Origin of the sequence: Bradyrhizobium macuxiense (genome assembly GCF_001542415.1) — a bacterium.
Taxonomy (GTDB): Bacteria; Pseudomonadota; Alphaproteobacteria; order Rhizobiales; family Xanthobacteraceae; genus Bradyrhizobium; species Bradyrhizobium macuxiense.
The window spans coordinates 79,556-99,603 of sequence record NZ_LNCU01000040.1; the positions used below are offsets into that span (position 1 = coordinate 79,556).

Consider the following 20,048-nt stretch of genomic DNA (forward strand, 5'->3'; position numbering starts at 1 on the left):
GATCAATCACCAGAATAGCGCTGTTCGGCCCAAGGATCACCGCGGTTGTGATAGCCGCGCACCTCCCAATAGCCCGGCGCGTCCTCGGTCAGGAATTCGATGCGCTGCAGCCACTTGGCGCTCTTCCAGAAATACAGATGCGGCACCACGAGCCGCACTGGACCGCCGTGTTCTTGCTCCAGCGGTTGACCGGACCAGCGATGGGCCAGCAGCGCGTCCTCGGCGGCGAAGTCTTCCAGCGGCAGGTTTGTCGTGTAGCCGTCATGCGAATGCAGCACCACGAAGCGCGCGTCCTCGCGAGGCTGGCAGGCAGCGAGCAGGTCACGCGTGGCAAGGCCTTCCCACTGGTTGTCGTAACGCGACCATGTCGTGACGCAATGGATGTCGGACACGAATTGCGTCTGCGGTTGCGCCAGAAACTGCTCCCACGTCCAATAGATCGGCTGCTCGACCGCGCCGTAGACGTCGAGCCGCCAGCGGGCCTGCGAGATGTTGGGCATCAGGCCGAGGTCGAGCACCGGCCAATCCCGCGTCAGATGCTGGCCCGGGGGCAGGCGTTGCTCGTCGGGCCTGGCGACTTTACCGGTCAGGAATTTGCCTTCACGCGCCCAGCGCTGCTTACTGCGCGTCAGCTTGCTCTCAGCGGGCGGATCGGTGTCGTCGGTCATCAGCTACGCCGTCACTCGTGGCGATGCATCGCGGAGTCATGCTTGGTGTCGCGCATCGTCGCATAGATCAGGAGCGAGAGGAAGATCATGCCGCTGAGGTAGTAGTAGAACCAATCCTCGTGCCCGATGCTCTTGAAATAGAGTGCAACGGCCGGCGCTGTGCCTCCGAATATCGACACCGTGATCGCGTAGGGCAGGCCGACGCCGAGTGCGCGCACATTGGTCGGGAACAGCTCGGCCTTCACGATCGCGTTGATCGAGGTGTAGCCGGCGACAAAGATCCAGGCGCCGCAGATCAGGAGAAAGGCGGTGAAGGGCGATCTGGTCTCCTTCAATGCGGTCAGGATCGGGACAGTTGCCAGCGTGCCGGCGACACCGAAGAAGATCAGGAGCGGCTTGCGGCCGACGCGATCGGAGATCGCACCATAGATCGGCTGCAGGATGGTCGCGAAGATCAGCGAACCGAAGATCACGATGGTGGTCTGGTCTTCGGTCAATCCGACGGACAGCTTCACGAAGGTCTGCATGTAGGTGGTGAAGGTGTAGAACGCCGCGGTGCCGCCAGCGGTAAGCCCGACCACCAGCAGCAGCTCGCGGGGATAGTTCAGCAATCCAACGATCGAACCGGTCGGCTTGGAGACTTTCTTGGCTTCAATGAAAGCCTCGGTCTCGTGCAGGCTGCGGCGCATCACGGCCGCGGTGATCGCGAGCATGGCGCCGATCACGAATGGAATCCGCCAGCCCCAGGCCTTGAGCTCTTCCGGTGTCAGGAACACCTTTTGCAGAAGCAACAACACGATGATCGCGGTGAGCTGGCCGCCGATCAGCGTGACGTATTGAAAGCTGGAATAGAAGCCGCGATGCTTGGCATCGGCGACCTCGCTGAGATAGGTGGCGCTTGCGCCGTACTCGCCGCCCAAGCTTAGGCCTTCGATGACGCGTGCCACCGCCAGAATCGCGGGCGCGGCAAAACCGATGGTGGCGTAGGTCGGCGTCGCCGCGATGATCAGCGAGCCGAAGCACATGCAAACCACCGAGGCCGTCAGCGACAATCGCCGGCCGTAGCGGTCGGCGATGAAACCGAACAGCCAGCCGCCGAGCGGGCGCATCAGGAAGGTGGCGGCGAACAGCACGGCCGCATTGAGCTGCTGCACCACCGGATCGCTGTGGGGAAAGAACGCGGGCGCGAAATAGAGCGCAAACGCGGTGTAGGCGTAGAAATCGTACCACTCGACGAGATTGCCGACCGAGCCGATGAAGATGGCCTTCACGCGCCGCTCGACATCGTGGACGTCGAGGTGGTCGCTCGTGGGCTGAGCGGTTTGATCGGGCATAGCGCGGCCTCCCGGACTCTTCAGTTCGATTCCGGGAGCCAAGCTAGCGCATTTCTTGCGCGCGATCTAATCGGTCGCTGATTACCTCAGGCGTTCTTGCCGAACAGCAATGGCAGCTGACGCGGGCCGCGGACCGTGCCTTCCGACCATGTCACCTTGCCTGCCGGGTCAAGGCGGAAATCCGGGATCCGCTTCAGCCATTCCTCGATCGCGACAGTCATTTCCATTCGAGCCAAATTGGAGCCAACGCAGCGGTGGATGCCGAGGCCGAAGGCGGCGTGGCGGTTCTCCTTGCGGTCGATCACCACCTTGTCCGCGTCGGGGAACATCGCGGGATCGCGATTGGCTGCCGGAAACGACAGCAGCACCATGTTGCCCGATTTCACCGGGCAGCCGCTGATGGTGGTTTCCTTCATCACCTCGCGCGCCATCGTTACCGGCGAATAGGCGCGGAGGAATTCCTCGATCGCGGTCGGGATCAGTCCGGGCTCCGCAATCAGGCGCTCGCGATCGACCGGTGTCTTGGCCAGGTGCCAGAGCGAGGAGCCGATTGCGCTCCAGGTGGTGTCGATGCCGGCGATCAGGAGCAGCCGTACCGAGCCCAATACGTGCTCGTCGGAGAGCGGCTGGCCGCCGGGGCCCTTCGCCCGCATCAACTGCGAGATCAGGTCGTCGCCCGGCTGCTGCTTGCGTTGCTCGAGATGGGCCGTGAAGTAGCCGGTCATCTCGCGGATGCCGTTCATTAGTTCATTCTCGTCCTTGATGCCGAGCTCGAGGATCTGGTGAATCCACTTGATGAAGAGGTCGCCGTCCTTTTCGGGAATGCCGAGCATATGGGCGATCGCGCGCACCGGGATGTGCTTGGTGTAGCACGCCGCAGCGTCGCACCGGCCGTCATTGATGAACTCGTCGATCAGCTCGTTGCAGATCGCGCGCACCCGCGGCTCGAGCTTCTTCATCGCGTCGGGCGTGAAGGGCGGCAGCAGCACCTGCTTGGCAGGCTTGTGCTCCGGCGGGTCAGAGGTGATCGGCGGCGCGCGGGCGCCGATCTCGGGGCGGACGTCGCGCACGATCACGCGGCGCGAGGAGAAGTGCTCGGTATCGTAGGCGATCTCCTTCACCGCCTGATAGGTGGTCGGCATGTAGCAGCCGAGGAAGCGCTCGGTGTGCACGACGGGAGAAGCGGCGCGTAGCTCTTCCCAGATCGGAAACGGATCTTCGGTCCAGACCGGATCGGTGTGGTCGAAGTCGTTGACCCAGTCGGTGACCGGAGGATGTTCGGGCAGATAACTGGCGGACGGGGAATCGGACATCGGTTCGTTTCCTTCTCGTTCGTTCAAACGTTGGTCGGTTCTATGGAATGTAGCGCGCCTTTCGGTCGCGGCTATTCCTCGGTGACCTCGATCGCGATCTCCGGACAGTTGGTCTGTGCGAGCCACGCCTTGTCCTCGAGCCCGGCCGGAACGGATCCATCGCCAACTTCATGGGCGTTGCCGTATTCGTCGAGCTCGAACAGTTCGGGGGCGAGTGATTTGCAGCGCGCGTGCCCTTGGCATTTATCCTGGTCGACGCGAATCTTCAGCTTGGACATGCAAGCGCTCTCCCTCGGCTCTCGCGCGCAATGGGCGCGCTGGGTTCCTCATTTTTCAACTTGCAAGTTTGTCTTGCTTGGGCAGTTCGGCTCCGCCAAGTTATAGTCTATTACATTATTGATCCGCTCGCGCGTCAAGCGAAAATTCGGCCAACGGGCAATCGTGATGATACTTCCCGGCTTCTGGTTGCAGTGCATGAGGACGTCCGGGTTGAACGTTCGCCCGCCGACGCAAGTGGTGTCGGTCCGGACCGCCGCAGAGATAAGCCGAACCGTTCTCGCATCCATGGGATCAAACGCAGGCATTTTCCTGCGGCGTTCGGCCAATTCGATGGAGATAGAATAACGTCACATAAGCGATATAAAAATGCCGCGGTCGCGATGAGGCGCGACGTGATCCCTTACGCAGCCGGGCAGAAAGGCAAGAGTCTTGCGCAGATCAGCGTCCTCGCTGCTGTCCCCATTCGCGCACGAGGTGCTGCGCTTCGGTGATCTCACGCGACGTCATTCGTGTTGCCACGAGGTCGCGCGCGCGTTCGGCACTGCGGCGGCCTTCGTTAGCCTTGTATGACAAGACAGCGAGGCTGAGCCATTTATACGCCTGGAGATCGTCTTGAGGCACGCCGCGGCCGAGTGCGTAGGCGACGCCGAGACTGAGCCGGGCGTGCGGGATGCCGCTCTCGGCAGCGCGTCGATACCATTCGGCGGCTACCGCGAAATCCTGCGCCACGCCTTGTCCGGTTTCATACATCTGGCCGAGATTGTATTGCGACGTGCCGTCACCTTCATCGGCCAGGCGACGCCAGAGTCGGATTGCGCTCGCATAGTCGCTCCGGCTCGCGGCCAGGTAGGCCGCGGCGAAGCGTTGATCGGTCCGGGGCGGGTGCGGCGATCCAGCGGTGTCTCCTGCAGGCGGCAGATCGAGGCTTGCAATCTGCCGATCGACCGAGGGCGGCGAGGGGGACGGCCGAGGCCGTCCAATCATGATCGCTCCCATCGAGCGCAGATCGTCGGGCGTCAGCCATGCGATGCTCTGAGCTGGCGTGACCACGATTTGCCCGATGATGCGCGGCGGCACGCCATATGCACTGACGATCCTCGCCATGGAGATCGTTGCCGCCTCGGTCTGCGCGGTCTCATGGCCCAATTTGTCGGATACGCCGTGGACGCCGATCGCGGCTTCATAGCCTGCGAACTTCTCGATCCCGGCGGCGAATATGATGAAGCATGCCGATGCGCAGTGTGCGCCTCCCGCGACGACCGTCGGGAGTTTCGCCCGGCGGATCAAATCGGCGAACTTGACCGCCTCCACAAGGCTCCCACCCGGTGAATCGAGGCGCACCGCCGACACGAGCCGACCGTTTTCATTGGCGGTGCGGAGCAACGCCTCCATCGCTTCGGTATCACCTTCTGCGACGTCGCCGCTGAGCTCGATGATGGTCGCGTCATCCTTCGATGTCACGCTGGAGAGTTCGGCGGCAGTCCCGGCCGCGCTTGCGACGACTGCACCCAGAAGGCCCAACATGGATGTCCGTATCGACATCTTCGGCTTCGCGACCTTTCTATCAGTTCTGCTTCGAATGTGGCGGGGGCGCAGGCGGAGGCTCCGGCGGCCGATTGAAGGCGGAAGGCGTGCGGTGCATCGTATCAAGGCGTGCCCTGAATTCCTCGGCCACTACCTGAGCATCGAGGCTGTTGCGGACGAGTTTCGTCGTGACGAAGACGATGATCTCGGAGCGGGTCTTGCTGTCACTCTTGTTGCTGAGCAGATCGCCCAGATACTTGATCTCGGCAATCCCTGGAACTCCGGCGATGGTTCTTTCGTCGTCTTCCTTGATCAGCCCACCAAGCAGCACTGTCTGTCCGCTCGTCGTGTTGATCGTCGAGTGGATGCGCCGTTGCGAGATCGTCGGGGTCAAATTCTGGCTGCTGGCTCCACCTGGATTGACGACGTTGGAGATCTCCTGCTCGATCTCGAGTTCGATCGATCCGTTCGGATGAACGTGCGGCAGCACCTTCAGGATGATTCCGGTGTTGTGCATCGTGATCGTGTTCACCACGGTGTTCGACGAGGACAGCACGGTGGCGCTGCCGGTCGAAATCGGAACCTGGTCGCCGACCTCGAGAATCGCCGGCTGGTTGTCGGAAACCGACAGCGAAGGCGCCGAGAGCACCTTGACGGTCGTCAAGGTGGAGAGCGCACTCAGGATCAGCTTGGGGTTCGCTTCGGATCCGAGCAGCATATTGAATCCGGGCAGTACGCGCGACAGCAGGGCGGTTTGCGCCGTCGACTGCGCGGCATTGAACAGCCCGACCGACCCCTTGTCGCCGTAGGCGCCGCCGGTGGCGGCGGCGCTCGTGAGGTAGGCCTGCACGCCATACTGCAACTGGTCCGTCAGCGTCACTTCGGCGACCATCGCATCAACCGCGACCTGCAGCCGCGGGCGATCGATCGCCGCCAGCGCGCGCTCGATCACGACGTAGTCGTCCTGGTTGGAATAGACCATGATTGAGTTGGTGGATGTATCGGCCGTGATCCGGACGTTCTGGAACACGCCGCGCGGCATGGCCCCGGGTCCCGCGCCGCCAAGGTTCGACGACGCATCCTGGTCGTCGTCCTTCGAAAAGCCGGCTTGCGTTGCGCCGCCGCGATTTGTCGCCGAGCCTGAGTTGTCAGTGCCGCCCTGCTGGGTTGTCGATCCCTGGCTGTTGTTATTGCTGCTGAGCGTGCCGCTGCCGAGTGAATCCAGGCGCGACGTCGCCGCGCCTTGTCCGGGTGCGGTTGTGCTCTGGCCGTCGGAGCCGCCGCCTTGCTGCGAGGAGCGGCCGACGAACATCTCGTTGAGCAGGCGGGCGATGCTGCGCGCATTGCCGAAGCGCAAACTGTAGACCCGCACCGTGGTGCCGCTGGGGTCGGAACGGTCCAGCCGGCTGACCCACTGGGTGGCGCGCTCCAGCATCTTGCTGTTCTTGCTCACGGCCAGCACCGCATTCATGCGCGTCACCGGCTGGAACTTGATCACACCCTGTCCTTGGCCGCCGTCAGCGGTGTCGAACACACGCTCGAGCTCGCGGATGATCGTGTCGGGGGATGTCGATTTCAGAGGATAGAGCCCGACAGATTGGTTGCGCAGCCATTCGACGTCGAGGTTTTCGATGACCCCAAGCGCGGCCTGGCGCTCCGAGGCGGTACCTTGGATAAGAAGGACATTCCGCGCCTGATCGACCCGAACCGAGCCGGGCCGCGACAGGAAGCTCTCAGCAGTCTTTGCGATCGCCGCGGCCGAGGTGTAGCGCAGTGGAACGATCGAGACGCCAAACCCGGGCTCGCCGGCGCCGAAAGTGGCGGCCCCGACTCCGGCCGCCTCAGGGAGCGGTACGATCTTGACCAGGTTGCCCTCACGGAGCACCGCGGCATTCGACATGCGCAGCACGTTCTCGAATATCGGCAGCACATCCTTGCGCTGGATGGGGCGCGCCGACGCAAGCGTCACGTTCCCCTGGACGCGCGAGTCAATCACGTAATTCAGTCCGAGGCTGTCGCCGAGCAGTGATTTTGCAACCGTCTGAATATCGGCGTTGTCGAAATTCATCTCGATGCCGTCGCCCGTCGTCGCCACGCCGTCTTCCGTCGTTGCGACGTGCACTTCGGTCCCGGGCTTGTCGGGCGATGCGGGGGCCGTGGTGCCATCATCTTGCGCGGCGCCTGGGAACACCAGGGGCCGTTGTGATCGGCCGGGCGCGGTCTGGCCTGTGAGTTGACCGCCGTTCGCGTTCGTCCAGTGCGCGCGCAGATCCGCATCGCGGATCGGATCGATGACCAGATCGCGGCCAGGCAGATCTGCGCTCTTCTCGACCCAGCAACCGCCCAGCAGGCTGCCCATCAAGAGACACAAGCCCACCTTGGCGGCGAATGCCGCCGGGCGTGAGCGACGAGACCAGCCGATACACTCCACTACAATTCTCCCTGCGACGCGCCGGTGATGCCGGCAGGCCTTTCGTCAATGCTGATCGTTTGCTGCTTTCCAAGGACGACCGGTGCGACCGATGCTGCTCCCGGCAAGGTCTTCGACCTGTCTGACCAACGCGTCGGCGCGATCGATCAGAACGCGGGCGTAGGCCGGATCAATCGGTCGGTGTGCGAAAGCCGCGCCATCGAGCAGCGCCTTGGTCTCTCGGACGAGGGGGGCGCGGGCGGCAATCACCGCACCGATCGCGTCGAGATAGCGCGCATAATCGGTGTCGGTGCTCTTGATGGCCTGGGTGGAGAACGCGAGGCTGTTGCGCCCGAGCTGCCCGAGCGGATCATTCAGCTCCCTGTAGGCATACGCCAGAGCAATGAACGCGTCGCGGCCGCGCTGCAGCTCCGGAGCCAGCGCGCCGGGCTCCACCGCCTCCGCCAGCACTACGCCATCGTGCACGTAGCTGTCGGTCAGGCCGACAAGGGCAAGCATGGTTGGCCGCAGATCGGTGTGACCGGAGACGATCTCCATGTTGAGTCCGAGATGTGCGACACCGGGACCGGCCATCCCGAACCAGGCGTTGTCGGAGATTTGCGGAACGTTGCCGTCGGTCCGCGCATATTTTGGATTCTGCTCGACGCAGGGAGCCGATGCGCTGCAGTCCGCCTGGCTCGTGACGGTCTCGTTGAAATAGTTGGGGTCGCCAAACATGATGAAGTTCGCCGAGCGCGCCGAACTTCCGGTGATCATGTGCAGGAGCTGCATCTCTGCACGATCTGCGAAGAATGCAGCCAAATTGTCGTTCTTGTTGGTGATTGGATTGAGCACGATGAGCTTGCTGACGTCCTGCTCGAGCGTGCGCGTCAGCGGATCGGTCGCAAGCGGGTTGTCGCGGATATAGAACGACGGTGCGCTGCCGAAATGAATATCAAACGCGGTTACGTTGCGGCGCTGGGTGACGAGCAGACGATTGATCGCGGTGTCGATCTCGCCGATCTGCGGATAGGCGCAAGGTAGCGCTACGCCGTCGCAATCCGGCGGGGTCGGCGGCCCGCTGGCGAAATGGTCGTTCTCCGCGGCAACGATGATGAAGAGGGTGTTGGCCTTGTTGATCCCGTCAGCGGCAAGCCGGTCGATGAAGAGCTTGAAGGCGGTATCGAAGGCCGAGAGGCCGGCCTGGGAAGCCGGCTCGCCAGGGCCGGACGCGCGTTCCGAGCGAGGATCGCTGATGTCGCCGATCGATACGTAGACGACCGGCACCCCTGCTTCGAGCATCGTTGCAGCGTAGCTGAGCGACTGCGCGGCGCCGAGCTCGAATACGTTCTGTGAACCCGCATTGTCGGCGGTGTTCAGGACGTTGCCGCCGAGGTCCTTGATCGGACCGCCCGGCGAGATTACGGGTTGGACGTGACGATTGCCGAACAGGGCGCTGAATCCGGAATAGCCTCCGGGCTCGTCGGGCAGAATGTCGGGGCGCGTTTCGGCATTGGCGCAAAGGCTGCTTGCGCGCGCGCAATGGATCGCGATCCCCAGCAGATCCGCCTTGGCCCTGGCGGGATCGCTTGCTGCCTCCGATGCCTCGGGCGAACTCGGGCCGAACACGTTCACAACATCGGGCGCGAGGTTTTGGAGCTCGAGATTGGCGGTCGCAAGGGCGCCGACGTCGCAGCCTGCGCGCGTAAATGGCACCCAAGGGGCAGACACCGTCTTGCCGGTGTCGGCCAGCATCAGCGGCTTGCCGTCACCGCCGGTCGTGGTCCAATAGGCGCGCGAGTTTGCAAAGCCAATGCTGCCGTCCCCGCGGAAGTAACCGTAGCTGTCCGCCACGGGTACACCGGTGCGATCGCCATAGAGGCCGGTCAGGATGGTCAAAGCGGCGGCGGCTTTCTGCACGAGCGGCACGCGATGGTTGCCGCCAACGGTTCCGTCACGCGCAAAAAAGTCGAGCAGGTGAGGCATCTGCTCGAGATCCGACGGGACGTTTGGATTTTCGCGCCGCAAATGCGCGTAACCGAGCTGAATTTGAACCACATGCTTGGTGGCGCCGTCGCGGGAACGCAATGCGCACGCGGTAGCGGCAGCCCGCGTGGACCCCAGAGCCAGGAACACGACGCCAAGCAGCGGCGGCACGACGCCGACAATGAAGCAACGCGAACGCATGAAGCCACGTCGGTGTTGATCGTGATGCACAATCTCAGGGATGGGACGGTGTCTTAAACCATCCTAATGTGCACGGCGTCGATGACGGTGATATGGCGGCAGCGCCTGACGTCGCGCATGACGCGAATGTCGAGAGACGATTCATCGTCACAGAACTGACGTAAAACAATTTGCCGACCCAACTCTCCATGATGGCTTGCAATGTGCGATCTTGTCGCGCAGGTTGTTGGTCTGGAAAGAGCAAGGAGAGGCGGCGTGGGTGCTTGGCGGTGCTGTTCGCTAGGGGCAGTCCTGTGCCTATATTCGTCCTTGGCGTGCGCGGCGGACCCGGCTCAGAACGGCAATGCTATCGCCAATGCTGGCTCAATCCAGGATGCCGCAATCAAGGTTGCTCCGATCAAGGATGCTCCAGTCACCCCGCTGGAGCTTGAGCCGCTTGATCAGCTATCTGCGACCACGAACCGCCCGCTGTTCTCGCCGGCTCGACGGCCGCCGCCGAAGCCGGCAGTAGCCGTCGTCAGCCCTCCGGCGCCGCCCGCCCCGCCTTCTCCGCCGCCCAGCGTGGTCGTCCTCGGCATCGTCAGCGAGGACGGCGATGGGCGTGCCGCCATTCGCTCTCGCGACAAGGACAAGGTCACGCGTGTGCGTATCGGTGATGATGTCAGCGGCTGGAAGGTTGATCGGATCGAACCGCGCCGGCTGGTTCTGACGCAGGGCGAGCGTTCGGTTGATTTTTCGATGTTCAGTACGGCGGCGAAGGCCCGGAAAGCAGCAGAGCCTGTTGTGGCCGAGCGACATCCCCGGCAGGTCCATTAGAGACATTAGGGATCTGTCTCTGGGCTGCGAGGCCGTAGATAATAGCGACATATCAGCTGGTTCCAATAATAAAGCACAAGACCGTCCGCCAGCGGTCAATCGTCAAGCGTCTCGCAGGCTGGTCACGTAGAGAAACTTCATTCGCGCGTCATCTAACTTCCGTAGAAGATCGAATTGAAGCGGCACGAGGCTTAATGCCGCAGCCCGGATGTTTGGCATCAGCGGGCGAACCGTTCAGGTCGAGCTCAAGCAGGCGCTGATGCATCGAGCAATACGCATCGGCCGCGAAGTCAGCTCACCAACGGCCGCGCGTCGGCGTCTTCGTTCGATCGTGCAACGGAATGGCGTTCGTCAGGCGCTTCTGTCGGAGCAGGTGACATCTGCGGTCGATTGCGGGCTGTTGTCTGCCGATGAGCGGTTGTCGTGATATGCGGATAACGTTTACACGGACCGCGCAGCGGCGGGTCAGAGCGAGCATCGGCAGCGCTCCGCCGGATTTTGATCTGGCGTCAACCGCGCAGCAGCCGCGTCGAATAGTAGGTGAGCCAGAGGGCTGGGCACAGAAATGCGCCGAGCGGAATCCTCGCGGTCCTTTCGATGGGTTCGCCGCGCCAGCGCGCAATGAGCACCGCGATCAGCGCCGCGCTGGTCGCCAGCGTGAGGCAGATCGGCACGACATCGAGCGGCAGCCAGGCGCCGATGGCGGCGGCGAGCTTGACGTCGCCGAGCCCGATTCCTTCGCGGTGCCGCAGCCGCGCGTACGCCCAGCGCACGAGCCAGAGCCCCCCACCAACGAGCAATGCGCCCGCGGCCGCGATGGCGAAGCTGGCCAGGGGATCGAAGGGATCGAGCGCGCTTGCTGCGACAAGTCCGGACAATGCGGCGCCGCCGGTCACGATATCCGGAAGCAGGAAGATTCGCATATCGACGTCGGCGCCGGCGATCATCAACGCTCCCAGCACGGTCGATGCCGCAGCGTCCGGCCACGGCAGCGTGGCTGCGGAGACCAACCCGACGGCAGCAGATCCGAAAATCAGCACGACGAGGTTCGGACGGAGGTTTTCGTCCGTTGCGGCGGGATCGGCATTCTGGTCGATCGACATCGTCGCCTCGCTCGGCGTTGCGTGAAACGTGGTGCCATCGCGCGCGGTCCGCGCGCTGACCTGAGAACCAACATAGCGGTGCGAAAGATACAAGCGGAAGACAGCGCATGCTACCGACTGATTTCATAGGCCATCTCGCCAGCAGGGGCGTGCTGCCTGACGGTCAGAGCGCGGATATTGCGCTCGCCGCACGCGCCGGCGATGGCTGGTCCGGCAATATCGATTGGGGCGCAGTGACGAAACTGACGCCCACCGCTCTCGCCGACGAACTGGCGGCATTTTACAGCTGCAGCCGTGTCCAGCGTGACGACCTGGTCGGAGGGCGCTTTGCCGGCGCCGAGATGTCAACGCGTTTCCTGCGGGAGTGCCGGCTGTTTCCCTACGAAAATCCGGCCGGCACGCTCAAGCTTGCGATCGCGGCCCCGATCGACAAGGAGACCCTGCGGGCGATCGAACTCGCGCTGCGTCAGCCGATCGCGCTGACAGTGACCACCAGCGACGACCTCGAGGCCGCACTGTCGGTGACGCTCAAGGCCGATCAGCACGATGCCGCGCCGGAGGCGGCCGCCAGTCCGCGCGAGGACGATCTTGATAATTTGCGCGACCTCGCGCGGGGCGCACCGGTGGTTCGCGCGCTGGACGACATGCTGCGGCTCGCGGTCGAGCAGCGTGCAACCGACCTGCACATCGAGCCGGACGGCAGCATGCTTCAGGTCAGGCTGCGCGTCGACGGCATGCTGAAGACCATTCCGTCGCTGCCGGTGAGCATGGCCAAGGGCATTCTGTCGCGCCTCAAGATCATGGCCGGCTTGAACATCACCGAGCGGCGCCTGCCGCAAGATGGACGGGCGCGCATCACTGTCAGCGGTGCCGAGATCGACCTGCGCGTCGCCACGGCGCCCTCGATGCACGGCGAGAGCGCGGTCGTGCGACTGTTGCGCAAGGGGGCCGGTCTCGTGGCTCTCGACCAGATCGGTCTTGGCGCGCGAGACGAGGGCATCCTGCGCAAGACGCTTCAGGCGCCATTCGGGATGGTGATCGTGACCGGCCCGACCGGATCGGGCAAGACCACCACGCTGGCTGCGTCGCTCGCTGTCATCAACGAGCCAACCCGCAAGATCCTGACCGTTGAGGATCCGGTCGAGTACCAGATTCAGGGCATCACGCAGACCCAGGTGCATCCGGGCATCGGGCTCACCTTCGCGTCCGCCTTGCGCTCGTTCCTGCGGCACGATCCTGACGTTATCATGGTCGGCGAGATGCGCGACGCTGAGACGGCGCATATCGGCGTCCATGCCGCGCTGACCGGGCATCTCGTGCTCACGACCTTGCACACCAACACGGCGGCGGGCGCGATCACGCGATTGGTCGACATGGGGATCGAGAGCTTCCTGCTGGCCTCGTGCGCGCGGGCGATCGTCGGCCAGCGGCTGGTGCGCATCCTGTGCGACCATTGCAAGGAATCCTACCGCTTGACGGCCACGGATATTGCCGCCGACGAGCGCTACGCGGCGCTCGGTGTTCACGTTGGCGAGACCATGTGCCGGCCCAAGGGCTGCGAATGGTGCGGCTTCTCGGGATTCCGAGGCCGTAAGGGCGTGTTCGAGGTCATGGAGATCGGCCCGGAGCTGCGACGGGCGATCGGTCCGAAAACCGATGCGAATGATCTCGAGGCCATCGCCAGACGCGAGGGCATGACCACCATGACCGAGGACGGAGTTGCCAAGCTGCGGGCAGGGCAGACGACGCTGGAAGAGGTCTTTCGCCTCACCATGAGCCTGTGAGGGACGGATGCCGCACTATCGCTACAGCGCAATGACCAAGACCGGCGAGGTCGTGCTCGGCGACGCCGATGCGCCCTCGCGCGAGGAGGTCTTGCGGCGCATCGAGTATCTCGGGCACCTGCCGATCGAGATGGAGGTCATCGCAGACCAGGCGTTGCGCGCGAGCCTGCTTGGTCGCGGATTGCCGAACCCTCGCGAGCTGACGATCTTCTTGCGTCTGCTTGCGTTGCTGCTGCGCTCGGGATTGACGCTCGAGACCGCCCTGCAAACCCTCGAGGATGATCCCAATAAGGCGGTTGCGCGTTTTGCCGGCGGACTTCGTTCGTCGATTTCGGCGGGCGACGGCTTCGCCGAGACGCTGGAGCGCTATCCTTCGATCATCGAGCCGATCTATATCGCGATGGTGCGCGCGGGCGAGATGTCCGGCAAGCTCGAAACGGTGCTGCGGGCGATCGTCGAAGACCGGGCACGACGGGAGCAGCTCTCGCAACGGATCGTCGCGGCAATCCGATACCCGATGTTTTTGGTCGGATCGGCCGTCCTCATTTTGTTTTTCTTCCTGCTCGCCGTGGTGCCGCAATTCGAACCCGTGTTCAGGGAGCTGGGCGGCCGGCTGAATTCCGGCGCGGCGTTCGTGCTTGCGGCGTCGACCGGGTTGCGTGCCCATCTCGATCTGTTCATGTGCATCTGCCTGGCCGCCATTCTGATCGGCTGGCTGGTGTTGCGGCAACCGACCACCCGGGCGGCGCTGCTGGGGATGGTGGCAACGATTCCCGGCGTGTCCGGGCCGATGCGTGACCGGCGCACCGCCCGGTTCGTCGGCACGCTCGGCCTGCTGGTCGAGAACGGCGTGGCGCTGCCGGCGTCGCTGAAGATCCTGCGCGACGTCATGACGGAGCCTCGATATGCCGCCGCGGTCGAGCAGGTGCATGAGCAGGTGCGCAACGGCCGCCGCTTCATCGACGCGCTGGCCGAGAGCGACCTGGTGCCGCCGCTGGCCGTCCGCATGCTCGGGGTCGGCGACGCCACCGGCGACCTGTCGGCGATCGCGCGACACGCGGCCCAATATTACGAGGAACGGCTCGGCATTGGACTCGATCGGCTGATGGGCGCGATCGGACCGGTGACGATCATCCTGGTCAGTGTCGGTATCGGCGCGCTCGTCGTATCGATCATGAGTGCCCTACTAAGCATAACGGAGCTCGCACTATGAATGAGTTGCTTCAAGGATGCCGTCCGGTTCGTGCTCGCGCCGTTCATCTCCGCGGCAGCCCCGGGTTTACGCTGGTCGAAATGCTGGTGGTGCTCACCATCATCGGCCTCATCATGGGCCTCATCGGCCCGCGGGTGCTGGGCTATCTGTCGGAGTCCAAGGTCAAGACCGCGAAGCTGCAGATCGAAAGCCTCAGCTCGTCGCTGGACCTGTTCTATCTCGACGCCGGACGCTACCCGTCGAGCTCGGAGGGGCTGCAGTCGCTCGTTGCGCGCCCGAGCGGCGTCGAAGTCTGGAACGGTCCCTATGTGAAGGGAGGACGTATTCCGCTCGATCCCTGGGGCCACCCTTACCAATACCGTGCGCCTGTCGATCACTCGCCGCCCTACGAGATCGTGTCCTTGGGCTCTGATGGAAATGAAGGCGGATCGGGTAACGCGGCCGATGTCACAAGCATCGCGCACTGATCCCAGATCGGGCTTCACCCTGATCGAAGTCATGGCGGTGATGACGATCATTGCCATGCTGGCTTCGCTTGCGGTGGCGTTCATTCCGGGCACTGGCCGGGCGGATATTAAAGTCCTGACGCTACGGACGGCCGCGTTGCTTCGCCGCGAGCGGCTCGGAGCGATCTTGACGGGGCACAGTCGCCGGATCGCGCTCGATGTCGGAGAGCGGGCGCTGGTCGGGGACGGCGGCGAGGTTCTTCCCATTCCGCGCGACGTCGTCCTCGATGTCGTCGGCGTGGACGAGCGGTGGTCCGGACGACAGGCCGTCGTTCGCTTCGAACCCGATGGCGCGTCGACCGGTGCAAAGCTGAGGTTTTCGCGGGAAGGAGCCGACTATGAGGTCAACGTCAATTGGTACACCGGCCGCGTTGCGATCGATCCGCCGTGACGTTGTCATCAGTCGTGCAGGCTTTACCTTGATCGAGGCGCTGGTCGCCATGGCTCTGCTCCTGGCGTTCGTATCGGTGCTGGTGCCCCACATGTTTCAGGCGCGTCGCATCGCTGTGAATGCGCAGCAGCGCGTTGCCGCGCAGGGATTTCTGCGTGGGCTTCTGGACGCCCCCCTTGATCGTCTGGCGCTGCGGAAGGGGCCTCGCGAAGGCGAAACCGACGGCTTGCAATGGTCGGTCGAGGCCGAGCCGATGTTCGTCGACGCGATGCTGCCGGCGGATGGTCCGGAACCGTCAGTCCTGAAAGCGGCTGCCAAGGACCCCGTACCCAAGAAGAATCCCGCACCCAAACGCCCACACTGGACGGCGTTCCGGGTGATCGCGAAAGTGTCGTGGGGACCTGGGCAGATGGTCACCGCCGAGACGGTGCGGCTTGGAGTCGGGGGATGACCACGACCGCCGCACCGGTCCGTCGCTCGCGCGCAGGCTCCAGAGCTGACCTGGCAGGCTTCACCCTGATCGAGGTGCTGGCCGCGCTGGCGATTTCCTCGGTCGTGATCGTTGCCACGGCCGCCTTCCTTCACGACGTCGCGCTCAACTTCGATCGTGGAACGCAGGTGGTGGGCAATGCGGAACATATGCTGCTCGCCGTCGACCGCCTCTCGGCCGATTTTGGATCGGCTCGTCCGGTGCCGCAGGCAGGTGAGGCAACCAAGGTGGCGTTCGTGGGCGCGCCCACCATGGTCAAGTTCGTCGCGGCAGGTGGGGTCGCCGCCGGACCGCAAGGGGAAGAGCTGGTCAGCCTGACGGTCGAGCAAACGGACCGCGCGAGCCGACTGATCAGGCGCCGCGCCGCCTGGCGCGGACCGCTCACACGATTCGACGGCGTCCCCCTTGGCGACAAGGTCGACTTGATCGAAGGACGGGTCGACATTGCCTTCGCATTCGGTCGTGTGGCTCCGAATGGCGCGGTCACGTGGAGCGAGACCTGGACGGCGCAACCGCGGCTGCCGGGCCTTGTGCGGCTGACGGTTCGCGACCGCGCCAGCGGCGCGGAACTGATACCCGGTGCGCAGTTCGTGCTCCGCGCCGACGCGCCGGCCGATTGCGCGGGCAACGCAGCGTGTCAGAGCGGCGGCAAGCCAAACGAGCCGGCGAAAGATGAGCAGGCACAGGACGCGCCGACCAAGGACGCGCCGACGGGAGAACGGCGATGAGCCGCAACGACACCCGACGAGGCATGGTTCTGTTCAACGTGCTGTGGGCGATCGCGTTTTGTGCGGCGCTGGCGATGGCGACGTCGACGACTTTTCGCAGCCTCACTGGAATCATCGTGATTGATCGCGACCGTGTGCAGGCCGACGGCCTCTTGACTGCCGGCCTCGAGGTCGCTGCCGGCATTGCCGGAGACATGCCGAATACGCCGATTACCGATCGCAGCACCGTCGTCACCTTGTCGACCGGGTCGGTCAGTATCCGTCTGGGTGACGAGAGCGGCCGCGTCGACATCGGCAAGGCGCCCGTCGAGCTGCTTGCCTCGCTGCTCCGTTATGTCGGCGCCGACGACGGCGACGCTGACGTCATTGCCAAGAGGATTGTCGATCGGCGGGGCCCGGAGCAGAAGGCCAAGCCGAATGACCCGGCGAAACAGCAGCCCGCGGCAGGGAACAGCGATGCCCAGAAGGCGGCAACAACGCCGCAAGGGAACGCACCGCAAGCTAATGCACCCCAAGCGAACACTGATCCGTCCAAGGATCCGTCCAAGGCAGCGCCCGTGCACCCTGCGCCGTTTACCGACATACGGCAGCTCGCCGGCATACAAGGAATGCGGCCGGAATGGATTTCCGCCTTGGCGCCGCTGATCACCGTTTACGGGAGCGATACCGTCAACCCGCTTGCGGCACCGGTCGCGGTCATCAGGGCGCTGCCGTTTGTCGATGAGGCGCGGCTGGACACCTTCCTCAACATGCGGGGGGCGCTGGTGGACCCCGAGCGGCTCGCTTTCGCGCTCGGCCCGGCACAGAAATATCTCAAGGTTCAGGAGCGCCAGGTCGTCTCTGTGGACCTCGTGGCCAGCACCCACGACGGATACACCGCCGCAGCCAAGGCCTTCATCATGCTGCTGTCAGACAGCAAGCAGCCGTATCAGGTTCTCGCCTGGAATCCCGCCTCGACCTCCGAGCAGGCCGTCGCCGACAACAATCGGGATCGCGCCGATGCGTATTGACAGGATTTTCGTCCGAGGGCTCGACATTCTGGCCGCCATGCTGATCGGCTGGCGCGAGGGACGTCCCGCCCGGCACTGGCTGAAGATCGCGCAGCGGCGCGATCAGTTGGTCGTTCAGCAGATGCGGGGACAGGAAGTCGTCTCGTTCGATGCCCTTGCCAGCGGCGCAGCGCTTCCGCCCGAGATTGCCCGCGTCGCGCAAAAATCCTTCACGGTGGTGGAGCTGTCGGCTGACGATATCATCTCGCGTCGCATGGACGTTCCGGCCCAGGCCCGAGACCTGTTGCCCGGCATCGTGCGCAATCAGATCGAGCGGCTTTCGCCCTGGCGCGTGAACCAGGCCGTCTATGGCTTCGACGCGCGCGATCGCGGAGATACGGCCGGACTCGATGTGCGGGTGCTGATCACCTCGCGCGCCGTACTCGATGAGGCGAGCCAGCGCGCCGGTGCGTTAGGGCTGAGGGTCGACCGCGTCGTGGCCGGCGAGGGCCTGGCCGATGTCGCCGCGCCTGTCACGATGTGGTCCCGGGCCGCGGATGCATCCGACCAGAGCTTGTCGCGGGCGCGCAAAATGATCGCGGGCTTCGTCGCCGCCACGGTCGCGATATCCGTGGCCGTGAGCGCTTGGGCTTTCATCACGGCGTCGTCGGCGGACAGCGAGAATGACGAGGTCGCGGCGCGCGTCGCGACGCTACAGCGGCAGCTCCAGGGCGATCTGCCTCGGGCGTCCATCGCCTCGCTGGCCCCTCCGGAGCGCGCCTGGGCCCTCAAGGAAACGTCGCCTGTCGCGGTGGTCGTCATTGAGGCGCTCTCGCGTTCGCTTCCGGACACGTCATATCTGACGGAGTTGCATCTCGAGCGCGCGACGCTGCGCATCGTCGGTCTGGCCAACGATGCGCCGTCGCTGATTGCTCCCCTGGAGCAGTCGGGACACCTCAAGGACGTGCACTTCTTCGCCCCGACAACGCGTGATTCCGACGGCGCGCGCTTTCTGTTCCACATCGAGGCCCGCGTCGAGCCGCATCTGAAGATCGGCGCAAACTGATGAATCTCAACCGGGAGCAAGCGTTCGCGATTGGAGGCCTCGGTGCCCTCCTGATCATCTGCATGTTTGCAGTCGTCTGGACGTTGCAGCTGCGCGGCGAGGCGTTGGCGAACCTCGCAGAACGCCACGACGAGCTGCAGAGCCTCGAGAGGCATATGCGATCGACGACCAATCCGCATCGGCAGTTGAGAAACCTGGCAGCGCCAGCGCAGGCATTCCTGGATGCGCCAACAAGCGGGCTCGCTACGGCCCGGTTCCAGGCCTATCTATCGCAACTGATCGCCGATCAGCACGCCGTCCTTGTCTCATCCGGAGTGCCGTCAGCCGACCGTGACGACAAGAGCGACGCGATCAAGCTCCAGGTCGCGCTGAATGCCACGCTTCCCGCCCTGCAAGGGCTGCTTTATCGGCTCGAAAGCGGCGCGCCCTATGTGCTTGTCGAGGGACTATCGATGCAACCCAGCAGCTCCGGCGAGCGCACGACCGCAAATCCAACTCTGAGGGTCAATCTGACGCTGCAGGCCTTCTGGCATCACGGGACGATCTGAGCAGCCGCCGGAGCTGGTTTCAGGCTGACCTGCCAGTCAACGTCTCGCTCGCTGGAGTACGTGTCCATCTGGCCGCGGAAATAGGCGATGGTCTTCTCAAGCCCGCTCTTGAGATCAATCCTCGGCGCCCAATCGAGCACCGTATGAGCTTGCGAGATATCCGGCTTGCGCTGGCGCGGGTCATCGGATGGCAGCGGCCTGAATGTCAGGCCGCTCCGTGAGCGTGTCAGCGTAGTCACCTCTTCAGCCAGCTCGCGGATTGTGAATTCGCGGGGGGCCGATATTGATCGGGCCGGTGAACTCGTCCGGTGTGTTCATCGCCCGGATCATGGATTCGATGAGATCGTCCACATAGCAGAAGCTGCGGGTCTGGCTGCCGTCGCCGTAGAGCGTGATGTCTTCACCCTTGAGCGCCTGGACGATGAAGTTCGAGACGACGCGGCCGTCGTTCGGGTGCATGCGGGGCCCATAGGTGTTGAAGATCCGGACCACCTTGATCCGCACGCCGTGCTGTCGCCGGTAATCGAAGAACAGGGTCTCGGCGCAGCGTTTGCCCTCGTCGTAGCACGAACGCAGGCCGATCGGATTTACGCGGCCCCAATAATCCTCGGTCTGCGGATGTATTTCGGGGTCGCCATAAACCTCCGACGTCGATAGCCAAACCGATATGCGTTGCTCTCCGTCACCGGAGGCAAATCG

General features: G+C 64.0%; 19 protein-coding genes and 1 pseudogene. 11 read left to right on the top strand and 9 right to left on the bottom strand.

Translation table 11 applies throughout. The annotated features are described in order from the left end of the window. Positions 1 to 2: 2 nt before the first annotated feature. The 7 genes from AS156_RS13035 to AS156_RS13070 all read right to left on the bottom strand — a co-directional run bounded on the left by AS156_RS13035 (position 3) and on the right by AS156_RS13070 (position 9,715). Positions 3 to 668, bottom strand: a complete 666-nt coding sequence (locus tag AS156_RS13035) for a sulfite oxidase-like oxidoreductase (RefSeq protein WP_066504310.1) — start codon at positions 666 to 668, stop codon at positions 3 to 5. Positions 669 to 679: 11 nt separating this feature from the next. Next, positions 680 to 2,002, bottom strand: a complete 1,323-nt coding sequence (locus AS156_RS13040) for an MFS transporter (protein WP_066504313.1) — start codon at positions 2,000 to 2,002, stop codon at positions 680 to 682. 86 nt (positions 2,003 to 2,088) lie between these two features. Continuing rightward, a complete protein-coding gene (locus tag AS156_RS13045) occupies positions 2,089 to 3,315 on the bottom strand; it encodes a cytochrome P450 (RefSeq protein ID WP_066504316.1) in 1,227 nt (408 codons plus the stop codon). A gap of 71 nt (positions 3,316 to 3,386) precedes the next feature. Further along, positions 3,387 to 3,593, bottom strand: coding sequence for a ferredoxin (locus AS156_RS13050; RefSeq protein WP_066504325.1), 207 nt, complete (start codon positions 3,591 to 3,593; stop codon positions 3,387 to 3,389). A gap of 439 nt (positions 3,594 to 4,032) precedes the next feature. Continuing rightward, positions 4,033 to 5,118, bottom strand: a complete 1,086-nt coding sequence (locus AS156_RS13060; protein WP_066504329.1) for an SEL1-like repeat protein — start codon at positions 5,116 to 5,118, stop codon at positions 4,033 to 4,035. Between the two features lie 40 nt (positions 5,119 to 5,158). After that, the gene (gene gspD, locus AS156_RS13065) at positions 5,159 to 7,477 is read right to left on the bottom strand and encodes a type II secretion system secretin GspD (protein WP_082747490.1); all 2,319 of its coding nucleotides are present in this window, start codon (positions 7,475 to 7,477) and stop codon (positions 5,159 to 5,161) included. 117 nt (positions 7,478 to 7,594) lie between these two features. Then, positions 7,595 to 9,715, bottom strand: a complete 2,121-nt coding sequence (locus AS156_RS13070; protein WP_066504333.1) for a hypothetical protein — start codon at positions 9,713 to 9,715, stop codon at positions 7,595 to 7,597. A gap of 201 nt (positions 9,716 to 9,916) precedes the next feature. Here AS156_RS13070 and AS156_RS13075 point away from each other — a divergent pair, with 201 nt between their 5' ends. Beyond that, complete coding sequence (locus AS156_RS13075; RefSeq protein WP_136626195.1) at positions 9,917 to 10,531, top strand: hypothetical protein; 615 nt, start codon at positions 9,917 to 9,919, stop codon at positions 10,529 to 10,531. A 208-nt stretch (positions 10,532 to 10,739) separates the two neighbouring features. Beyond that, positions 10,740 to 10,958 carry a hypothetical protein gene (locus tag AS156_RS13080; RefSeq protein WP_066504338.1) on the top strand — a complete coding sequence of 73 codons (219 nt, stop codon included), beginning with the start codon at positions 10,740 to 10,742 and terminating at the stop codon, positions 10,956 to 10,958. 82 nt (positions 10,959 to 11,040) lie between these two features. Here AS156_RS13080 and AS156_RS13085 read toward each other — a convergent pair whose 3' ends face one another. Then, a complete protein-coding gene (locus AS156_RS13085; RefSeq protein ID WP_082747502.1) occupies positions 11,041 to 11,634 on the bottom strand; it encodes a prepilin peptidase in 594 nt (197 codons plus the stop codon). A gap of 107 nt (positions 11,635 to 11,741) precedes the next feature. Here AS156_RS13085 and AS156_RS13090 point away from each other — a divergent pair, with 107 nt between their 5' ends. From AS156_RS13090 to gspM, 9 genes are all read left to right on the top strand, one after another. Further along, positions 11,742 to 13,418: a GspE/PulE family protein gene (locus tag AS156_RS13090; RefSeq protein WP_066504339.1), complete on the top strand. Its 1,677-nt coding sequence runs from the start codon at positions 11,742 to 11,744 to the stop codon at positions 13,416 to 13,418. A gap of 31 nt (positions 13,419 to 13,449) precedes the next feature. After that, positions 13,450 to 14,631 carry a type II secretion system F family protein gene (locus tag AS156_RS13095; protein ID WP_283807919.1) on the top strand — a complete coding sequence of 394 codons (1,182 nt, stop codon included), beginning with the start codon at positions 13,450 to 13,452 and terminating at the stop codon, positions 14,629 to 14,631. Continuing rightward, complete coding sequence (gene gspG, locus AS156_RS13100) at positions 14,628 to 15,098, top strand: type II secretion system major pseudopilin GspG (RefSeq protein ID WP_082747491.1); 471 nt, start codon at positions 14,628 to 14,630, stop codon at positions 15,096 to 15,098. The genes AS156_RS13095 and gspG overlap by 4 nt, the downstream gene beginning before the upstream one ends. After that, positions 15,076 to 15,528, top strand: a complete 453-nt coding sequence (locus AS156_RS13105; protein ID WP_066504343.1) for a prepilin-type N-terminal cleavage/methylation domain-containing protein — start codon at positions 15,076 to 15,078, stop codon at positions 15,526 to 15,528. The genes gspG and AS156_RS13105 overlap by 23 nt, the downstream gene beginning before the upstream one ends. After that, a complete protein-coding gene (locus AS156_RS42030; RefSeq protein ID WP_136626196.1) occupies positions 15,476 to 15,979 on the top strand; it encodes a prepilin-type N-terminal cleavage/methylation domain-containing protein in 504 nt (167 codons plus the stop codon). Before AS156_RS13105 ends, AS156_RS42030 begins: the two co-directional genes overlap by 53 nt. Continuing rightward, the gene (locus tag AS156_RS13115) at positions 15,976 to 16,746 is read left to right on the top strand and encodes a PulJ/GspJ family protein (protein ID WP_066504347.1); all 771 of its coding nucleotides are present in this window, start codon (positions 15,976 to 15,978) and stop codon (positions 16,744 to 16,746) included. Before AS156_RS42030 ends, AS156_RS13115 begins: the two co-directional genes overlap by 4 nt. A 134-nt stretch (positions 16,747 to 16,880) precedes the next feature. Then, positions 16,881 to 17,756 (top strand): type II secretion system protein GspK, encoded by an 876-nt coding sequence (locus AS156_RS13120; protein ID WP_160331092.1) that lies wholly within the window; start codon positions 16,881 to 16,883, stop codon positions 17,754 to 17,756. Positions 17,757 to 17,793: 37 nt separating this feature from the next. Then, positions 17,794 to 18,801, top strand: coding sequence for a PilN domain-containing protein (locus AS156_RS13125; protein ID WP_160331093.1), 1,008 nt, complete (start codon positions 17,794 to 17,796; stop codon positions 18,799 to 18,801). Beyond that, positions 18,801 to 19,349 carry a type II secretion system protein GspM gene (gene gspM / locus AS156_RS13130; RefSeq protein ID WP_066504350.1) on the top strand — a complete coding sequence of 183 codons (549 nt, stop codon included), beginning with the start codon at positions 18,801 to 18,803 and terminating at the stop codon, positions 19,347 to 19,349. Before AS156_RS13125 ends, gspM begins: the two co-directional genes overlap by 1 nt. On the opposite strand, the pseudogene AS156_RS13135 reads toward gspM, so the two are convergent. Further along, a pseudogene (locus tag AS156_RS13135) lies at positions 19,334 to 20,003 on the bottom strand (NAD-dependent epimerase/dehydratase family protein); the annotation flags it as partial. The gene gspM and the pseudogene AS156_RS13135 overlap by 16 nt on opposite strands. Positions 20,004 to 20,048: the final 45 nt, after the last annotated feature.